This window comes from Roseobacter sp., assembly GCF_045106495.1.
Classification (GTDB): Bacteria; Pseudomonadota; Alphaproteobacteria; order Rhodobacterales; family Rhodobacteraceae; genus Roseobacter.
Window position 1 is genome coordinate 156,953 of the sequence record NZ_JBGCEQ010000020.1, and the last position, 18,279, is coordinate 175,231.

Annotated in this window: 16 protein-coding genes; 11 read left to right on the forward strand and 5 right to left on the reverse strand. The window is 56.0% G+C overall.

Features of this window, described 5'->3' with window-relative positions; all coding sequences use genetic code 11:
* The 7 genes from AB8B75_RS14030 (at position 1) to AB8B75_RS14060 (ending at position 7,628) form a co-directional block, all read left to right on the forward strand.
* Complete coding sequence (locus AB8B75_RS14030) at positions 1-744, forward strand: aspartate/glutamate racemase family protein (protein WP_405363135.1); 744 nt, start codon at positions 1-3, stop codon at positions 742-744.
* A complete protein-coding gene (gene hydA, locus AB8B75_RS14035) occupies positions 651-2,141 on the forward strand; it encodes a dihydropyrimidinase (protein WP_405363233.1) in 1,491 nt (496 codons plus the stop codon). Before AB8B75_RS14030 ends, hydA begins: the two co-directional genes overlap by 94 nt.
* Before the next feature lie 405 nt (positions 2,142-2,546).
* Positions 2,547-3,470: a polysaccharide deacetylase family protein gene (locus tag AB8B75_RS14040; protein ID WP_405363136.1), complete on the forward strand. Its 924-nt coding sequence runs from the start codon at positions 2,547-2,549 to the stop codon at positions 3,468-3,470.
* Complete coding sequence (locus tag AB8B75_RS14045) at positions 3,467-4,504, forward strand: TRAP transporter substrate-binding protein (protein WP_405363137.1); 1,038 nt, start codon at positions 3,467-3,469, stop codon at positions 4,502-4,504. The genes AB8B75_RS14040 and AB8B75_RS14045 overlap by 4 nt, the downstream gene beginning before the upstream one ends.
* A 48-nt stretch (positions 4,505-4,552) precedes the next feature.
* Positions 4,553-5,077 carry a TRAP transporter small permease subunit gene (locus AB8B75_RS14050; RefSeq protein ID WP_405363139.1) on the forward strand — a complete coding sequence of 175 codons (525 nt, stop codon included), beginning with the start codon at positions 4,553-4,555 and terminating at the stop codon, positions 5,075-5,077.
* On the forward strand, positions 5,074-6,375 hold the full coding sequence (locus AB8B75_RS14055) for a TRAP transporter large permease (protein ID WP_405363141.1): 1,302 nt from the start codon (positions 5,074-5,076) through the stop codon (positions 6,373-6,375). Before AB8B75_RS14050 ends, AB8B75_RS14055 begins: the two co-directional genes overlap by 4 nt.
* Positions 6,372-7,628 carry a Zn-dependent hydrolase gene (locus AB8B75_RS14060; RefSeq protein WP_405363142.1) on the forward strand — a complete coding sequence of 419 codons (1,257 nt, stop codon included), beginning with the start codon at positions 6,372-6,374 and terminating at the stop codon, positions 7,626-7,628. The genes AB8B75_RS14055 and AB8B75_RS14060 overlap by 4 nt, the downstream gene beginning before the upstream one ends.
* 82 nt (positions 7,629-7,710) lie before the next feature.
* On the opposite strand, the gene AB8B75_RS14065 is transcribed toward AB8B75_RS14060, so the two are convergent.
* The 5 genes from AB8B75_RS14065 to AB8B75_RS14085 all read right to left on the reverse strand — a co-directional run bounded on the left by AB8B75_RS14065 (position 7,711) and on the right by AB8B75_RS14085 (position 12,296).
* Positions 7,711-8,376 (reverse strand): aspartate/glutamate racemase family protein, encoded by a 666-nt coding sequence (locus AB8B75_RS14065; protein ID WP_405363144.1) that lies wholly within the window; start codon positions 8,374-8,376, stop codon positions 7,711-7,713.
* Positions 8,376-9,662: a TRAP transporter large permease gene (locus AB8B75_RS14070; RefSeq protein WP_405363146.1), complete on the reverse strand. Its 1,287-nt coding sequence runs from the start codon at positions 9,660-9,662 to the stop codon at positions 8,376-8,378. Before AB8B75_RS14070 ends, AB8B75_RS14065 begins: the two co-directional genes overlap by 1 nt.
* Positions 9,662-10,183, reverse strand: coding sequence for a TRAP transporter small permease (locus AB8B75_RS14075; RefSeq protein ID WP_405363148.1), 522 nt, complete (start codon positions 10,181-10,183; stop codon positions 9,662-9,664). Before AB8B75_RS14075 ends, AB8B75_RS14070 begins: the two co-directional genes overlap by 1 nt.
* Positions 10,184-10,204: 21 nt before the next feature.
* Positions 10,205-11,185, reverse strand: a complete 981-nt coding sequence (locus AB8B75_RS14080; RefSeq protein ID WP_405363150.1) for a TRAP transporter substrate-binding protein — start codon at positions 11,183-11,185, stop codon at positions 10,205-10,207.
* Positions 11,186-11,402: 217 nt separating this feature from the next.
* Positions 11,403-12,296, reverse strand: a complete 894-nt coding sequence (locus tag AB8B75_RS14085; protein WP_405363151.1) for a MurR/RpiR family transcriptional regulator — start codon at positions 12,294-12,296, stop codon at positions 11,403-11,405.
* Positions 12,297-12,986: 690 nt separating this feature from the next.
* Between AB8B75_RS14085 and AB8B75_RS14090 the strand changes: the two genes are divergently transcribed.
* The 4 genes from AB8B75_RS14090 (at position 12,987) to AB8B75_RS14105 (ending at position 18,106) form a co-directional block, all read left to right on the forward strand.
* Positions 12,987-14,570 carry an ABC transporter substrate-binding protein gene (locus AB8B75_RS14090; RefSeq protein ID WP_405363153.1) on the forward strand — a complete coding sequence of 528 codons (1,584 nt, stop codon included), beginning with the start codon at positions 12,987-12,989 and terminating at the stop codon, positions 14,568-14,570.
* 81 nt (positions 14,571-14,651) lie between these two features.
* A complete protein-coding gene (locus AB8B75_RS14095; RefSeq protein ID WP_405363155.1) occupies positions 14,652-15,638 on the forward strand; it encodes an ABC transporter permease in 987 nt (328 codons plus the stop codon).
* Positions 15,639-15,641: 3 nt separating this feature from the next.
* Positions 15,642-16,472: an ABC transporter permease gene (locus AB8B75_RS14100; protein ID WP_405363156.1), complete on the forward strand. Its 831-nt coding sequence runs from the start codon at positions 15,642-15,644 to the stop codon at positions 16,470-16,472.
* Positions 16,469-18,106, forward strand: coding sequence for an ABC transporter ATP-binding protein (locus tag AB8B75_RS14105; protein ID WP_405363158.1), 1,638 nt, complete (start codon positions 16,469-16,471; stop codon positions 18,104-18,106). The genes AB8B75_RS14100 and AB8B75_RS14105 overlap by 4 nt, the downstream gene beginning before the upstream one ends.
* The last annotated feature ends 173 nt before the right edge of the window (positions 18,107-18,279 follow it).

Consider the following 18,279-nt stretch of genomic DNA (forward strand, 5'->3'; position numbering starts at 1 on the left):
ATGCGCCTTTTGCTTATCAATCCCAACATGACACAGACCATGACCGACTCGTTGGCTCAGGTTGCCCGGTCGGTCGCTGGACCTGAAGTCGCTATCACCGCGCTGACGGCGTCAAAAGGCTTTCCCTATATTGCATCACGCGCTGAGGCCCAGATCGCTGGTGGCATCGTGCTGGAGATGATCGCCGCGCACCAACAGGAAGCCGACGCCGTCATCATCGCCGCCTTTGGCGACCCGGGGCTGATCGCTGCACGCGAACTGTTCGATCTTCCGGTGATCGGGATGGCGGAGGCAGCGGTCATGTCTGCCGCAATGCTCGGCGAGCGGTTCGCAATCGTGACGTTCTCGCCGCATATGGCGCGCTGGTACGCCGACAGTGTACGGCTCACGGGGTTGAATTCGCGGTTCACAGGAGTCCGGTGCCCAGATACACCGCCGAATTCTGTCGCCAATGTCGCGACTGAGTTACGCAATGAATTGATCGCTCTTGCGGCCAAAGCGACCGACACCGATGGCGCTGATGTCGTGATTCTGGGTGGCGCACCGCTTGCCGGGCTAGCGCCGCAGATCGCAGACAGCACCTCTGGCATACTGGTCGACCCTATCGCGGCAGCGACGGCGCAGGCCATCGCACTCGCCAGCCTGAAACCCTGTTTTCGCAACCGCAATGCACCGCCGGCAGCAAAAACCTCCACCGGTCTGGAACCGGAACTGACCGCTCACATCGCAGGAGAAAACCGATGACCCACGACACCGTTATCCAGGGCGCCCGCGTCGTGACCGCAAGTGGCACCAGCCACTGCGACATAGGGATTGCGGATGGAAAAATCGCCACGCTGGGTACTGGATTGGCTGGATCCGAAGTGATCGACGCGGCAGGCCTGATCGCGCTGCCTGGCGGGATCGACAGTCACGTGCATATCTCGCAACCCTCTGGACCGGGAATCGAAATGGCGGACGATTTCGCCTCCGGCACCCGCAGCGCGGCTTGTGGCGGTAACACCACCGTCCTGCCATTCTGCCTTCCAGAAGAAGGCCAGACGTTGCGTGAAGCTGTGACAGCTTACCGTGCAAAAGCTCAAGGCAATTGTCTGACCGATGTGTCCTTTCATCTGATCGTCAAGGAAACCGACCCGGTGACTCTTGGTCAGGACCTGCCCGCCTTGATTCAGGCAGGCTACACCAGCTTCAAGGTCTTCATGACTTACGAGGGACTTGCCTTGAGCGATCGGCAAATCCTTAATGTCATGGCCGTGGCGAAAGAACAAAATGCCATGGTCATGGTCCATGCCGAAAATGAGGATGCCTTAGAGTTTCTCCGCGACCAGGCCGAACGCGCAGGGGAGATCGGCCCCTACCACCACGCCACCACCCGCCCTATTCCGGTCGAACGGGAGGCCACGCACCGCGCCATATCGCTTGCGGAAATCGCGGGCGTACCGCTGACCATCGTTCATGTTTCCAACGGCGAGGCAACCGAAGAGATCGTACGTGCGCGCCAGCGCGGCCTTACCGTCTTCGCTGAAACCTGCCCGCAGTATGTCACGCTGACCGCAAAGGACCTGGACCGCGACGGGTTCGACGGAGCGAAATATGTGTGTTCCCCGCCACCCCGTACATCCGACGAATGGCCAAAGATCTGGGCCGGGATAGAGCAAGGCGTGTTCGACCTGTTCTCGTCAGACCATTGCCCGTTTCGCTTCAACGATCCAGCAGGCAAGGACGCACCGGGTGCAAGGAAATCTTTCCGCAACATCCCCAACGGTATACCGGGCGTTCAAACCCGCCTGCCGATCCTTTTTTCAGAAGGGGTCGTCAAAAAGAGGATCAGTCTTGAGCGGTTTGCTGCGATCACCGCCACCAATCACGCCCGACTTTACGGGCTTTATCCGCGCAAGGGCGCGATCATGGTCGGCGCAGATGCCGATATCGCGCTATGGGACCCAGGTCTCACCAAGCCGATCCGGCAGGTCAATTTACACCATGGTTCGGATTACACACCCTGGGAAGGGTTTGAGGTCACCGGTTGGCCAGTGCGCACCATATTGCGCGGGATGACTGTGATGAAAGACGGAAACCCTGTCAGCAAGCCCCCGATGGGTCAATTTGTGGAACGCGGAGCGCCAGATGTTCTATTGTAGCCGCGATATCGGCATCGGTCTCCTCCAAAGGCAGCAACAATTGAACAGCGACGGTTGGGGCGATGCGGTGCGCTGCTTTGACCAATGGCCCAGCACAGATGCAAACACATTTCGAGCCGGTCTTTGCGTTGACCGTGCAGGCTCGACGCAGCGTGGCTTTAAGCCTCACCGCGTCCTCTGCCAGCGCTTCCAGATGAGCGCAAATAAAAATACTTCGCCTAAAGCTCTCTACCGTTTTGGCCCGCGCAAAAAGATTAGTGGCCTGACCAGTTTCAGACGAGGTTGTGGCCTAAGCGGGAGGTCACATCACCCTGCCCCGCAGCGCGTTTTTCGGCAGAACCTATACCAACCATCAGATAGCCGCAGCTGGTCCAAAACGTATTCAAGTGTGGGGGCGGACTTCTGATGCCTGAGCGCGATCTTGTAGGTTACGGAGGCAAACCGCCGGATATCGTTTGGCCCAACGGCGCGCGTTTGGCGGTATCTGTTGTTGTGAACTTTGAAGAAGGCGCAGAAAATCAGATCGGTGACGGCGACCCAATGTCTGAACGTATGGGCGAGGTTTTGAGCGTCGTGCCGCAAGGTCGCCGTGATCAAGGTCAGGAACAGATATTTGCCTATGGCAGTCGGGTCGGGCTCTGGCGTTTCTTGGATGCGCTCGAAGCAACGAAAACACCAGCGACCTTCTACATGTGCGGACGTGCTGTTGAACGCAGCCCCCAACTTGCGCGCGCCATCGCAGACGCGGGCTTTGAAGCGGCTTGCCACGGTTGGACTTGGCGGGCCCACGCCGATTTTGCTGACGCCGAGGCCGAACGCGCCGATCTGGACCGCGCAACGAGAGCCATCGAAACCGCAACGGGTCAAAAACCCCAGGGCTTCTTTTGTCGCGGCTCAGAAAGCCCCTGGACCCGGACCCTTCTGGCCGAGACGGGGTATTTCTACACCTCAAACGCATTCGACGACGATCTGCCGTATCACGATGAGTCCGGCCTGATTGTCGTACCCTACAACCTCGACACCAACGACATGAAGTTCTTTCATCCCAATGGCTTCACGCGATCCGCAGAAATGGTGGAATATGTGCGCGACGCCGTTGAGCAACTGTTAGTTGAGGCGCGGAAGGGTCAATCGTCAACCCTATCGATCGGTTTTCATCTGCGCATAACCGGACGACCTGCTCGGTTCCGCGCTGTTGCCGAAATCCTCGAATATCTGGCCAGTCTTGATGGTCAGATCTGGCGGGCACGTCGCATCGACATTGCCCGACACTTTGCTGCGGCACCTCTGCGCAGCCAAATCACATCCCAACACGGAGAAAAAACATGAAACCGAAATACACATGGTTGGCCGCAGCCTTCGCGGTGGCCGCGACCCCCGCACTGGCCGAGACTTCAATCCGAGCAACCGGCCTTGTTTCGACCCATAAATTCCATACTGCGCTCGAACAGGAATTCTATGCCGGTCTGGCAGAGAAGACTGGCATCGATCTTGCGATCAACTTTAACCCGCTCGACGTCGTTGGAGTCGATATGCAGGACACTCTGCGCATGGTGCGTACGGGTACTTTTGACATCGTACAAAGCACCGTGGGAGCAGCCGCGAGAGACGATGCCTTTCTTGAAGGGATCGACTTGATCGGTGTGTCAACCTCGATGGAGCAACTCGAAGAAGCCGTCGATGCGTTCATGCCGGAGTTAGAAAAACGCGTGGCCGAGAAATTCAACGCCAAGCCGCTGGCTGTGTGGCCCTATGGACCACAGGTGTTTTACTGCAATGCCGAGATCGCAAGTTTGGACGATTTCGAAGGGTTGAAAATTCGCTCTTACACTTCTTCGATGTCGACCCTTATCGAAGCTCTGGGCGCCGCGCCTGTTACCATGAGCTTCAAGGAAGTTTACCCTGCTTTGCAGCGCGGCGTGGTGGATTGCGCGATTACCTCGCCCACGTCGGGCAACACCGGCAACTGGCCGGAAGTGACCACGCATTTCCTGCCTCTGGGGATATCATGGTCGGTGAACGCGCATTTTATCAATCTGGACACCTGGAACAGCTTCTCTGATGAGGAAAAAGCCAAACTCGAAGCCGAATTTGCCGGTTTTGAAGATGCCTTTTGGGCGCTTGCCAAGGAAAACAACGGCTGGGCGATCGCCTGTAACACCGGTGGTGAAGGTTGCGAGAACTACACAGCCTTCGACATGACACTGGTTGAACCTTCTCCCGAAGATCAGGCAAAAGTTACTGCGGCCACGATGGAGCAGGTCCTGCCCGGATGGGCGGCAAGTTGCAACGAAGGTTTCGCGGATTGCTCCAAAATCTGGAACGCTACCGTCGGCACCGCGCGCGGCATAGAGCTTGAATAAAAGATTGGGCGCGCTTTACCGGCGCGCCTAACTCAAAAAGGACCCGACATGCGCGTCATCGGAATTCTGGGTGGATATGGCTGTCTCGGTCTGTCTTTCCTCATCGTCTTTGAGATTTTCGCCAGAAAGCTGTTCAATTATTCGCTTCAAGGAGTGGATGAAATCGGTGGCTATGTTGTTGCAATTACCGGCACTTTCGGCATGGCGCTCGCCGCTGTTGAACGGGCACATACGCGCATTGACGTTCTCTTGTTGCGCTTGCCCAGGCGGATGCAGACGGTGTTGAATCTCGTGTCCTATGTGGCCTTGGGAATGGGCGCCGCATTCATGGGGTACATGGGGTGGCGCACACTTGACGAAAGCCTGACATTCGGATCGGTTTCGTCCAGTCCACTTCAGGTGCCGCTGTGGATACCGCAATCGCTGTGGATGGCAGGCCTCGTGGTTTTCGGTCTGTCGGCCGTGTGGACCGCCCTACGCGGTGTGATGGCCTTGCGCCACGGACTTGATGCAGCGGACCGAGTGCTGGCCCCGCCAACTGTCGCAGAAGAGATCGAAGAGGCCCGGCGATGATTGACCTCACGGGCGCTCTGATCGGGTTTGTGATCATGCTGGGCCTAATGTTCATCGGCCTGCACGTTGGCATAGCTATGCTGGCCACAGGTATTCTTGGTGCTTTGGTCTACTTCGGCCCGCCTGTTTTATTGTCATTCGGAACCAATCTCTGGTCGGTGATGAATGACTTTCTTCTGACGACGATCCCGCTCTTTGTCTTGCTGGGAGAACTCTTGCTCCGCGCCGGCATCACGCGCAATATGTATGCAAGCCTAACGGACTGGCTCAGCCGATTGCCCGGCGGGCTTTTGCATACGAACATTGGTGCCTGCGCATTGTTCTCAGCCGTATCCGGGTCCTCCGTGGCGACAGCTGCCACGATCGGTACGGTTGCCCTGGATGAATTCAAGCGCCGAGCCTATCACGAACCTCTTGTCCTTGGCACCATCGCCGCCGGAGCCACCCTTGGCATTCTCATTCCCCCTTCGGTCAACCTGATCATCTATGGCGCGCTCACCAACACGTCCATCGGGCAATTGTTTGCGGCAGGGATCTTGCCCGGTATTCTGCTGACCTTGCTGTTCATGGCTATAATCGCCGCCGCCGTGTTGTGGAAACCATCACTGGCAGAGCAAGTCACGGAAGTTGCCCCGCGTGCCGAGCGCCTGCGTCGCTTGCGGTTTTTGCTGCCCCCTCTTGGAATCTTCGTGGTGGTCATGGGCGCAATCTATGGCGGTTGGGCCACGCCGACCGAAGCAGCCGCTCTCGGTGTGGTGCTGGCCTTCGGTCTCGCCGCCGCCAATGGCGCGCTCGGATTTGCCATGCTGCATGCCGCATTTGTCGCTACGATTAAGACTTCGGCAATGTTGCTTTTTATCATTACAGCGGCCTTTTTCCTCAATTTCATTGTGGGTCTTCTCGGCGTACCCCAAGCCATGAGCCGCACCGTTACCGAGCTTGGCTTGAACGCCACCGAGATGATCCTGATCCTTGTGCTTTTCTATCTGGTGATGGGTTGTTTTCTTGAAACCTTGTCGATGATGGTGGGTACCATTCCCGTGGTCATGCCAGTCATTCTTCATCTGGATATTGACCCGGTATGGTTTGGCATCTTCCTTGTAATCATGATGGAACTGGCACTGATTACGCCGCCCGTCGGGATGAATCTTTATGTGGTTCAAGGCGTGCGTGGGCGCGGTGAACTGGCAGATGTGTATCGCGGTATTCTGCCATTCGTCGCCGCAATGTTGATAATGGTGGGTCTGATCGTGATCTGGCCGCAGATTGTAATGGTGATTCCCGAGGCTCTGTTTTGAAAGCGCTCGATCGGGCCAGACGCCTGTTCAAGGAACTGGTTGACATCAGCGCCGACCCGCCCGGCGTCACCCGCGCCAGCTTTGGTCCGATCGAAGACGCAGCACACTCAATGATCCGACGCGAGGCCACGGCCATTGGTCTGGAGCAAAGGGTCGACGCGATCGGAAACCTTTATGTGACCCTTCCAGGTCGCGACCGGAGTGCACCAGTTCTGATGACAGGATCACATCTCGACAGCGTCCCCCATGGCGGTAACTTCGACGGCGCAGCGGGTGTACTGGCAGGTCTGGTCATGCTGGAAAGGCTGCGTGCCGGACCGCGGCCGATCTGCGATGTTACCCTGATGGCGATCCGAGCCGAGGAAATGATCTGGTTTCCGGAGCATTACCTTGGCAGCCGCGCGGCATTTGGCCTATTGCCGCCGGACACGCCAGACAGGCTGCGCAGGTCAGACACCGAACGGACCTTAGCGGATCACATGGAAGAAACCGGGTTTGAACCACAGTCAATCCGAGAAGGCAAACCTCAACTTGACCCCGCCCGGATCATGGCCTTTGTCGAAGTGCATATCGAACAGGGTCCCGTTTTGGTTGAAGCCAATCTTCCCGTCGGTGTCGTTACTGGCATTCGTGGTAACATCCGACACCGCTTTGCTCGGATCGAGGGCGAGACGACCCATGCAGGCGGTGTTCCTCGTCGGAACCGGCGCGATGCCGTTATGGCAGGGGCCGAACTGGTCAGAACGTTGGAAGAGTGGTGGCTGGAAGCTGAAGCTGCAGGCAAAGACATGGTGCTGACCATAGGTGAATTTTCCACGGATTCTCGGCGACACGGGATAACGAAAGTCCCCGGACTTGTGAATTTCACCTTGGATGTCCGCAGTCAGGATGATGCCTTGCTCAATCGGTTCGAGGCCTTTCTGAACATCGAAGCTGCAAGCATCTCGGCACGGCGCGGTGTGCAAATCGATCTCGGGCCTCATACTCGGGCCGCAGCAGCCCCAATGTCGAAAGATGTCCAAAGCGGACTTACCGCAGCAGCACAGGACTGTGGCATTCATTTCATGCAGCTACCATCTGGTGGTGGCCATGATTGCGCAACGTTTGCAGGATTGGGGATCCCGTCGGGAATGCTTTTCATCCGGAACCGCAACGGCAGCCATAACCCAAACGAACATATGGAATTCGATGATTTCGCACTCGCCTGCGAAGTCTTAACTTCATGGGTCGCCACATCCGCGCGAGCGCAATGACTGATTGAAATCGGCCAGAATCATGAACCGGTAATCCTTCGAGGTCATACGCACCCGTCTTGTTTTCCAGAGCAACGAAGTACTACGTTGCTCTTTCTCGACGGAAAGTAACGCTCCGCATCAAGTTGACGGCTGCTTGCGTGCCGTCGATCACTGGCACGGGGCAATCTTCCGACAATACCGATGCAAGCCCCGCCAGTGGCCCGCCGCCCATCACGATGCTAGTGGAGCCCCGCCGGACCATCGTGTCGCACAATTCCGCCAGTTCATCCCGGTAACGCTCTGAAACAGTACCTGGATCGCCAAAATCGTCGCCGGGCAGATACGCAATGCCCAACAGCCTATCGTCCAAACCCAATTCTTCAACCTTGGCACGTAACCCCGGCACAAGCGCCTTGCCAAAGGTCACGATGCCAAACGGGCCGCCCAGAACAAGCGCTGCACTAAAAGCCGCGCTGGCAATCCCGATCACGGGAACGTCTTTGCGCAACGCGCGGACCTCTTCGGCGCCGGTATTGCCGAAGGACGCAAGCACAATTCCGTCGCAAGGCTCCGCATGTTGTCTTATTGTAGCGACCACCGCGTGCCTGGCTTCTTGGGCATCCGCGTCGGTCACGATGAGTTCGGGACCGCAATCCGGGCAAAGCGTGGTAAAAACATCCCCGGGCTGCGCCATGGCCGCGGCTGCTGCGCGAATGCGCTGCGTCACACTGGATGAGGTGTTCGGATTGACGATCAATAACCGCATCACAGGATCACCGAAGGCAGCCAGAGCGAAAGCGCTGGGAACAGGTTTATCAGGATCAGCGCCACTAGCATTGCGGCGATAAACATCAACATTGATGGCACGATCTTCGCTATGGATATCTTGGCGATTGCACAGGTGATCAGAACCACGGATGCGACGGGTGGCGTTTGCTGCCCGATACCCAGATTGATTGTCAGGATCAATCCAAAATGCACCCGGTCGATGCCCAGTTGGTCCGCCAGTGGCAGAAAGATGGGAACCAGCATCAAGATCGCCGGCGTGCCGTGGATGATCGTTCCGGCCAAAAGGAAGAAAACATTGATGGCCAGCAAAACGATCCAGTAGTTGTCAGAAATCCCAAGAATGCCCTGAGCAATGTCCTGCGGTATGCGTTGATTTGTCAGGTACCACCCCAGCAATGTTGATGTCGCGACGATAAACATGAGCATGGCGGAGCGCTTGCCCGCGATGCGCAGCGTGTCAATCAGTGTACCCAGCCGCACCGTCCGGTAGACCAGCATCGCCAGGACGATCGACCAGAAAGCCGCTATTGCTCCAGCCTCGGTTGCGGTGAAAATGCCGCCTAAGATGCCCGCCAAAACCAAAATTGGCAGGGTGAGCGGAATAGCAGCGTCCTTGCCCGTTTCAGCGACCCGCGCCAGGGAAAAGGCTCCTTCGGTCGGATAGCCGCGTTTGACGGCGATGGCATAGGCCGTGCCCATAAGCAGACCACACACCAGAAATCCTGGCACGATACCCGCTGCAAAAAGCTGCGCGATTGAGGCATTGGCGACATAGGCATAAAGGATCAGATTGAGCGACGGCGGAACAATGATCGCCATTGTCGCCGAGGTAGACGTGACGGCAGCGGCGAATGCGGCCGGGTAGCCGCGTTTTCGCATTTGAGGGATCATCACCGACCCGATGGCAGCTGCGTCCGAAGTTGCTGTACCGGAAATTTCGGAAAAGAAGAGCGATGTCAGGATGTTGACATGCGCCAATCCGCCTCGGATGTGACCCACCAGAGACGAAGCGAAAGCAATCAGCTTTTCTGCAATCTTACCCTGGTTCATGATCTCACCTGCGATCATGAACAGCAGTGCAGCAACCAAAAGGTAGTTGTTCGCGCCTCCAAATGGGATCAGCCCCATGATCTGGGGCACAACCGCCGGGTCAAGCAAAATCATCACTGCCGCCGTCACTCCTAGCACAAAGGCAATCGGCAGGCCTGCGATGAGCAAGAGGACGAGTAAGATCAGGATGATCCATCCCGGATCCAAAAACATCAGGTGTCACTTTCCGGCAAAAGGTCCATCGGATCGATCCGGTCTGTCAGGATACCGACCAGCCGCACCGCACAGAAAACGGCAATCAGCGCACCACCCAGGGGCATGGCCCCCCGAAACAACATCATGGGTGCGTCTATCGAGATCAGAGACCGACCCGCGAAGCTGGCTGCCGCAATGCCGCCATACCAGGCCAGAAGCGCACCGAAAACTCCCATCAGGACAAGGTTGAGGGCAGTCACCACCCGTTGCCCACGCTTGGACATCACACGCAATACCGCATCAAAACCCAGATGTTCGTTGGTGCGTGTCAGATAAGCCGCTCCGATGAAGGTCAGCATGGCCAACAGGTGCGCTGGAAGCTCCTCGCCCCAGGACACGCTGTCATTCAGTATGAACCGGGCGAAAACCGCCCAATTCAGAAGTATCAGCAGGAGACCGGCAAGTGCGATGACCATCGCATCCAATAGCGCGCTCAGCCAGCGATCCAGCCGTTCGATGACCGCTTCCAACACGTGCATTGCGTCTCCCTGATCAGGTTCTTATTCGATACCAAGCGCGGTTTTCGTTGCTGCGATCATATCCGCACCAATCACGTCTACAAAAGTCGGGCTTTCATACAACGGCGCGGCGGCGGACTGGAAAGCGGGGAAATCGATCTCGTTGATCTCCAACTTGTCGGCCAGAGCGGCGATCGTCTCGGTATCTGTCGTCTCGCCCCATTCGAAGGTCCAGGGTGCCACGTCTTTTGCAACCGAGATCACGGTCGCGCGCAGGTCTTCGTCCAGCGACGCGAGAAACGGTTCGCCAATCACCAGAAAGGTGGGGAGGTAGACGTGGTTTGACAAGGACATGTAACCCTGCACCTCGAACAGCTTAGCGGTATCGACGACGTTCGCTGGATTTTCCTGCCCGTCGATGGTGCCCTGATCGAGCGCGGAATAGACCTCACCAAAGGACAGCGGTGTGGCGTTGGCACCGAGGGTGTTGAACATTTCAACGCGCTGGCGATTTGTGGGGGTGCGGATTTTTAGGCCGTCAAGATCCGCGGGCGTTACGATGGGACGCTGATTGTTGGTGATCTGGCGGAAACCATTGTCCCACATGGCGGCAAGCACCATTCCCGTGCCTTCAAATCCATCCGCCAGCATCTCGCCAGCCGGGCTGTCGATGAAGCTCAGCACCGCGGTCCGGTCTTCGAACAGGTACGGCAAGTCAAAGATCGATGTGCGCGCATTAATTTGGGACACAGCTGAAGCCGAAAGCGAAGCCTGGTGCGTGCCGAAGCCAAGCCCCTGAAGTACGTCCTCTTCTTTGCCCAATGTGTTAGACATAAAGATCTGAACATCAATTTCACCAGGTGCAGCGGCTTCAAGACGGGTTTCGTATTCCTGCAGAAAAACATGAGCAAACGAACCTTCGGGAAGCGACGAATTGATCTGCATCACCGCTTGCGCGGAGACAACAGCGGGAAAGAGAACGGCGCTGACGGAGGCGATCAGGCTTAGGCGGGGGGTGATCATTTCAAGATCCTTTCAATGGAATTTGGCGCTGCGTATGGAAAAGCGGTATGAAAAAAACTTTTATCCACATTCATCTCAAGAAAAACATTTTTCTCTCAATCTGAATCCACAATCAGGAGTATGCCTTTAAAAGCGGCAGATTGAGCGCCTGTATTCCTTGAAAGTACGCACGATTCGAATTGTCCGGACCATCGTCGCCGAGCTGCGCGCCAGACGCTCACATTTCGCCAAAGCGCCTGTGCGCTTGTTCGATCGCCGCCATGCGACCGCGGCCCTTCGCTCCGGAAAGCTCGATCGTGCGTGCACACAAGAGGTTGCAGACCGCCATACAGCCGACATGGTTCATCAATGGCCCACTGGTGGAGGTTGCACAGTTCAGATGCCAGTTTGCGTCGGCAAGATCCGGCGAGGGTCGGTCCTCCAGTACCGCAAGACCGGCTCTTACAGACCGCGCCGCCGAAGCCACTGCGGACACGATCTTGGGTTTTCGACGCAACGCAATCAGAATGACCACGTCTCGTTCGCCCAGTGACACCAGGCTTTCCGCGAGCGTCTCTCCTGCAAGGGGCAAAACCGTAACACTCTGCAAAACCTGCGATGTCTGCCAGCCAAGATACTGGGCAAATGAATGACCAGCTCGAAATCCGACGAACCAAACCCGCGGCGCTGCAATCATAGCGTTGCCCAAACTGTCAATAACAGCGTCGTCCAGTGTCGCGTATGTCTGTTTCAAGTTTTGGATTGACGTATCAAAATGCCGGTTGACCGCCCCGGTCCCTGCCGCCGAATTCGATGACAAACGCAGCAGCGCCGTGCCTGCTTTCTGCTCGTCCCGCACGGCGCGTCGTGCTTCTTCAAAAGAGGCATAACCGATCCGTCGCACAAAACGCGATACAGTGGCATTAGACACATCGGCCAGTTCCGCTAGCTCACTGGCGGTGTAGCTTGCCATCTCGCCAGGAAAATCCAGCACGAGCTCCGCCAACATGCGTTCACTGGGATACAGATTTGGGAGAGCATCGCTCACACGCGCCAAGAACGGTTTCGTCGGGTCAATAGACATACCGTCAAAATGCGCATCAAAGCGTGGCGCGTAAACCGCTTTCTGCAAAGACCTTTCAATCGCAGCGCAAGGCGTCCTATTGTTGCAGAATTCGGTGCGGGCCTCACGTGCTTCCAGATGCAAGTTACAGCATTGTTGACACCATCGCATCAGACACGAGAACAGGGTCATAAAATCGAAAAGAAAATGCCGCGACCTGTTCCATACTTGATAGGAGTTGTCGACAGAACGAACCTTAGATGTCGTCAATTCATCATTTAAGTTCATATATTTGGGGTGAGATATCGAACCAAAATTTAAGCGGTGTATTCCCTGAGTTGCCCCTTTTGAAAAGCCTATCGCGCGCACCGTGATACTTAAGGACATGCTACTCTTTGCGGAAAAAAGGGTCGGCATTTGGTGCATTGTTTGCATCGCATTCAACCGGTTCGAATGCATGGTTGAGGGTCACGAGTGCGCGACACATTAAAACCAATTTATCAGTCCGAACCCCCTATTGATCTGGCTCAGACAGAGGCGGATTGCCTTTGATTGAGCCGGTCCCGAAGCCAGATTTCGCAAATCCGATTAAAAAAGTAGCAATTCTCGGTTGCTTGGTGCCATAGTCTTGCAACTGTCGGCTTTTCGTTGACGATTGCGTCTGGGGAAAGACCAATGCTGATCTCGTGACAACGAAGACAAAAAAACGACGGTAATTCGAACCCGAAATGGACGAATGCTAAACAAGGAGTGTACTGAATGAACTTAAAGACCCTATTTATGGGGGCATCATGTGCCGTGGGGCTCGCGCTCTCGCCCATTGCTGCCATGGCACAAAACCTCGTGTATCTGGTGCAACCCGAACCCCCATCTCTTGCCTCTTTTCTTTCGACATCAGGGCCCATTGGCCTGGTTGGCCCCAAAATTTACGATGGCCTGTTTGACTATGACAACGATCTCAACATTGTTCCCTCTCTTGCCGAAAGCTATGTGGTCAGCGAAGATGGCAAGACGGTGACATTCAAGCTTCGCCAGGGCGTGACGTGGCATGATGGCGAACCTTTCACCTCTGCAGATGTTGCCTTTACCGTGATGGATGTCCTTAAGCAGGTTCACCCGCGCGGTCCCAATTCGTTTCGCGAAGTAACATCGATCGACACACCTGACGATTACACCGCTGTTTTCAACCTTGAAAACCCAGCACCCTACATGCTTCGGGCACTGTCCGCCTATGAAAGTCCGATTGTGCCAAAGCACCTTCTCGAAGGCACGGACTTGCGCAGCTCTGAGCTGGCCACAAACCCCGTGGGAACCGGTGCGTTCACCTTCACGGAGTGGAAAAAAGGTCAGTACATCCGTCTCGACAAGAACGAAAACTATTGGAAAGAAGGCTATCCTCTCATTGAACGCATTGTCGGGCGTTTCGTTCCGGATGCCTCCACGCGAACTGCCGCGATGGAAAACGGAGAAGTGATGTATGGCGCCTATGGCGCGATCCCCAATATCGACGCTGTTCGGTTGCGTGAGAAGGACGGTTTTTCGGTCACAACCGATGGCTATTCGATGATCAACCCCATGGCTTTGATTGAATTCAACACAACCAAACCACCCTTTGACAATCCGGCCATGCGCCGTGCGGTGTCGCTGGTCATGGATCGTCAGTTCCTGATCGACAACATCTGGTTTGGCTACGGAAAACCAGCTACTTCGGCGCTGTCGTCGAACTTCGATAAGGTTGGTCTCTACAAGGATGGCTTGCCAAACTATCCAGCTTCCGGTGACCTTGAAGCTGCAATCAAAGAACTCGACGATGCCGGGATCATGCCGGACGACAATGGCGTGCGGGCGAGCATTACGCTTGATTTGATCCCTTACGGAGAAGACTGGCGCCGGGCGGGCGAGTACATGAAGCAGGCCATGAAACCTCTGGGGATTGAAGTAGAGTTACGCTACGAAGACGTGCCCACATGGCTGAACCGCATCTATGCCGACTATGACTTCGAGATGAACGTGAACTACTTTTACCAGCTGCCCGACCCGGTGCTGGGTGTTCATCGCCACTACGGCACTGATCAAATCCGTCAAGGCACGCATTTTGTGAACTCGTCGCGCTATTCCAACCCGGAACTCGATGCACTCTTGGATGCAGGCGCACAGGAACCCGATGCGGAAAAACGATCTGAAATCTACGGTAAGATCCAGACAATTCTGGCAACAGACATGCCCGTCGCGAACCTCTTTGAGATGGAATTCCTGACCGTCTACAACGACAAGCTGGCGGATCACGCCACCTCCGCGCTGGGGGCCTACGGACCTTTCGACAAGGCATCGGTTGCTGAGTAACTTGCACCGTCGAAGTGGTTAAACAAACGGCACCGGTCAAGACTATTGATCGGTGCCGATCTCCAAAAAGGTAACGACAGTATGGATGGTTCAAAGCGGCGCACGCGATATGTGCTGAAGCGTTTGGTGCAGGCTATTCCCATCGTGCTTGCCATTGTGGTTCTCAATTTCTTCCTGTTGCAATTGGCCGAAGGTGACGCAGTTGATGTGCTCGCCGGAGAGGCCGGCTCCGCGACCCCCGAATACATGGCCGAGTTGCGCGAAAAGTTCGGTCTCGACAAACCACTGATCGTACAGTTGGGCGTGTACCTCAAAAACGTCCTTACCCTAGATCTGGGATACTCGTTTCGCCATGACATGCCGGTAAGCCAATTGGTCATGGACCGGTTCATGCCGACCTTGCTGCTCATGACCTCAACCATTTGCCTTGCCGTCGGCTTTGGTATCATTCTTGGCCTGGTCGCGGCCTCGGGTCTTAACACATGGCGCGACACGGCGATCTCGATCTTCGCGCTCATTACCTATGCCACGCCGCTCTTCTGGGTGGGGCTCATGCTCATCGTTGTCTTTTCTCTCAATCTGGGTTGGTTTCCAACCTCGGGGATGGAGAATTTTTCCATGTTCTATGAAGGCTGGGACAGAGTCTTGGACATCGCGCATCACTTGGTGTTGCCCACCATTACCCTATCGCTCTTTTACCTTGCGCTCTACACGCGGCTAATGCGTGCCTCGATGCTGGAACAGGCCGGGCAGGATTATGTAACCACCGCCCGGGCCAAAGGGTTGACAGAACGGCGCATCGTTTTCGTGCACGTCTTGCGCAATGCATTGCTGCCCGTTGTCACCATGGCAGGCGTGCAGGTTGGCGCCTTGATCGGCGGCTCGGTCATTGTGGAATCAGTCTTCGCCTGGCCAGGATTGGGCATGCTCGCGTTTGAGGCGCTTTTTGCCCGCGACTTGAACCTTCTACTTGGGATTTTCCTGCTTTCTGCAGTTTTGGTCGTGGTGGTGAACCTCATCGTGGACATAATTTATTCCACGCTTGACCCGCGCATAGAAATGGCCTGACCCATGAATTTCTGGAAACTCTTCGCCCGTAACCGGTCTGCTGTCATGGGCGTCATGATCTTGGTCATGATCTTCCTGATGGCCGTTTCGGCGCCACTGTTTTTCCCGGCCGACCCTTTCAGTTTGGCGGGTCAATCCATGTCGCCTCCCGGACAAAACGGGTTCCTTCTGGGCAGTGATTCACTTGGCCGGGATGTTGCCTCTGGCATCGCACATGGTGCGAAAACCTCTCTGCTCATCGGCTTGTTGGCCACACTGGTGGCCGTGTTCATCGGGGTGATCATGGGCGCGCTCGCGGGCTACTATGGTGGCATCATCGACAATCTGTTGATGCGCACCACCGAGATGTTCCAAACCATCCCATCTTTTCTTTTTGCCATCCTGCTTGTGGCGATCATGAAGCCGTCGATCCAGAGCATTGTGATCGCCATCGCCGTGGTTTCCTGGCCAGCTGTAGCGCGACTGGTACGCGGCGAGTTTCTCAGTCTCAGAAATCGAGAATTTGTTCAAGCCTGCCACACTTTGGGCATGGGCGACGTCCGGATTATGCTGGGAGAGATCTTGCCCAATTGCCTGTCACCGATCATCGTCATCGGCTCGCTTATGGTGGCAACAGCGATCCTGATCGAAAGCGGGTTGGCCTTTCTCGGCCTCGGTGATCCGAACATCATGAGTTGGGGGTTCCAAATCGGAGCGGGACGCACCTTGCTACGCTCGGCCTGGTGGGTCTGCACCTTTCCAGGCATCGCTATTCTGCTGACAGTGCTGGCCATAAATCTTGTGGGTGAGGGTTTGAACGACGCGCTCAACCCCCGTCTGAGGGACCGCTCATGACCGCTTTGCTTGAAATCACCGACCTGCATGTGGGCTTACCTGCCGGGGGGCAGCGTGAATTTGCGGTCGAATCTGCAAACCTGCACCTGGATGCAAATGAAATCCTCTGTGTGGTAGGCGAATCCGGATCCGGTAAATCCCTGACGGCGCGGGCCATTATGGGCTTGCTGCCCAAACCGCATGTGCATATCGCCAAAGGTCAGGTCAATTTTTTGGGGGAAGATCTCGCCAGCGCGAGTGAAGCCCGTCTTCGGCAGATACGCGGCTCAGAGATCTCGATGATCTTCCAGGAACCAATGACCGCCCTCAATCCGGTGATGACCATTGGCAACCAGATCGACGAAGTTTTTCGCTTTCACGAGAAAATGCCGGGTACTGAACGGCGTGATCGTGCATTGAAGCTGTTGCAAGACGTGCAACTCCCCGACCCTGAACAAGCTCTTGGCGCCTACCCGCATCAACTCTCGGGCGGACAACGACAGCGCGCCATGATCGCCATGGCATTGGCGCTTGACCCCAAAATTCTGATTGCAGATGAACCAACCACAGCGCTGGATGTCACCACGCAGGCTCAGGTATTGCGGTTGATCAAGCAGATGCAGGAATCTCATGGTACCGGTGTTGTTTTCATTACCCATGATTTTGGCGTGGTCGCGGATATCGCTGATCGTGTGGCCGTCATGCAGAACGGTTTGGTGGTTGAGACAGGTACCACCGAAGAAGTACTGCGTCACCCGACCCACCCTTATACGCAAGCCTTGATGACAGCGGTCCCAAGCCTGATCCCACGCGCCGCGCGGCCGCGGTCAGAAGAGACCGTGTTGAGGGTCAAAGGACTGACAAAAACCTATCGCGGCGGTGGCGGTCTTTTTGGTGGTAAGGCCCGTGTGGTGCATGCTGCCAAAGAGGTCACATTAGATCTGACGCGGGGCGAAACACTCGGGATTGTGGGGGAATCCGGCTCTGGCAAATCTACCGTGGCCAGATGTGTGGTGCGCCTGAATGACGCTGAAGCCGGAGAAATACTATTAGGCGACGTCGATCTACGTCCTTTGGGACGGGCGGCGATGCGTCCTCATCGCGCGCAGATCCAGATGGTGTTTCAAGATCCTTTCGCCTCTCTGAACCCGCGCGCCAAGGTCGGAAGGATCATAGCGCAAGGCCCGGAGATGTACGGCGCCAGCCGAACCGAAGCCCGCGAAAAGGCGCTGGAATTGCTGCGCATTGTCGGGTTGGACGACCGCGCCTATGATCGGTTTCCGCATGAATTCTCAGGCGGGCAACGGCAGCGCATTGGCATTGCGCGCGCGCTCGCGCTGGAGCCCAAAATTCTGGTTGCGGATGAGCCTGTTTCTGCTCTGGACGTCTCGATCCAGGCGCAAATCCTGGACCTTCTGGACGATATTCGCGATCGGATGAACCTATCGATGATCTTTATCACGCATGATCTGCGGGTGGCCGCACAGGTCTGCGACAGAATCGCTGTCATGCAACGCGGCGAAGTGGTTGAGATCGGGCCCACGGCTGATCTTTTTGCCAACCCTAAACACCCCTATACCACCGAGTTGCTGGCCGCTGTTCCGGGAAAAGGTTGGTTTGCAACGGAAGCGCCAGTATTGACTGAAGTTTCCTGACCGGTTTTTGCGCGGCATCCCTCGCTTTACCCGCGTCGGGAACGTTTATCGCATTCCATTCTTTGCCAATGACAACGCGCCGATGACCTAATTCCATATCTACAAACCCTTTTCCTTGCACTTGATGCGAATGGCATGAAAAGGGCTTGCGATCTGGTTCGTTCAAGCGAAAA

Excerpts from the sequence above, each read along its gene's own strand:
- AB8B75_RS14030 (WP_405363135.1), top strand. The coding sequence starts at position 1 with ATGCGCCTTTTGCTTATCAATCCCAACATGACACAGACCATGACCGAC.
- AB8B75_RS14090 (WP_405363153.1), top strand. The coding sequence starts at position 12,987 with ATGAACTTAAAGACCCTATTTATGGGGGCATCATGTGCCGTGGGGCTC.
- AB8B75_RS14105 (WP_405363158.1), top strand. The coding sequence starts at position 16,469 with ATGACCGCTTTGCTTGAAATCACCGACCTGCATGTGGGCTTACCTGCC.
- AB8B75_RS14095 (WP_405363155.1), top strand. The coding sequence starts at position 14,652 with ATGGATGGTTCAAAGCGGCGCACGCGATATGTGCTGAAGCGTTTGGTG.
- AB8B75_RS14080 (WP_405363150.1), bottom strand. The coding sequence starts at position 11,185 with ATGATCACCCCCCGCCTAAGCCTGATCGCCTCCGTCAGCGCCGTTCTC.
- AB8B75_RS14100 (WP_405363156.1), top strand. The coding sequence starts at position 15,642 with ATGAATTTCTGGAAACTCTTCGCCCGTAACCGGTCTGCTGTCATGGGC.
- AB8B75_RS14065 (WP_405363144.1), bottom strand. The coding sequence starts at position 8,376 with ATGCGGTTATTGATCGTCAATCCGAACACCTCATCCAGTGTGACGCAG.
- AB8B75_RS14040 (WP_405363136.1), top strand. The coding sequence starts at position 2,547 with ATGCCTGAGCGCGATCTTGTAGGTTACGGAGGCAAACCGCCGGATATC.
- AB8B75_RS14075 (WP_405363148.1), bottom strand. The coding sequence starts at position 10,183 with ATGCACGTGTTGGAAGCGGTCATCGAACGGCTGGATCGCTGGCTGAGC.
- AB8B75_RS14050 (WP_405363139.1), top strand. The coding sequence starts at position 4,553 with ATGCGCGTCATCGGAATTCTGGGTGGATATGGCTGTCTCGGTCTGTCT.
- AB8B75_RS14045 (WP_405363137.1), top strand. The coding sequence starts at position 3,467 with ATGAAACCGAAATACACATGGTTGGCCGCAGCCTTCGCGGTGGCCGCG.
- AB8B75_RS14070 (WP_405363146.1), bottom strand. The coding sequence starts at position 9,662 with ATGTTTTTGGATCCGGGATGGATCATCCTGATCTTACTCGTCCTCTTG.
- AB8B75_RS14055 (WP_405363141.1), top strand. The coding sequence starts at position 5,074 with ATGATTGACCTCACGGGCGCTCTGATCGGGTTTGTGATCATGCTGGGC.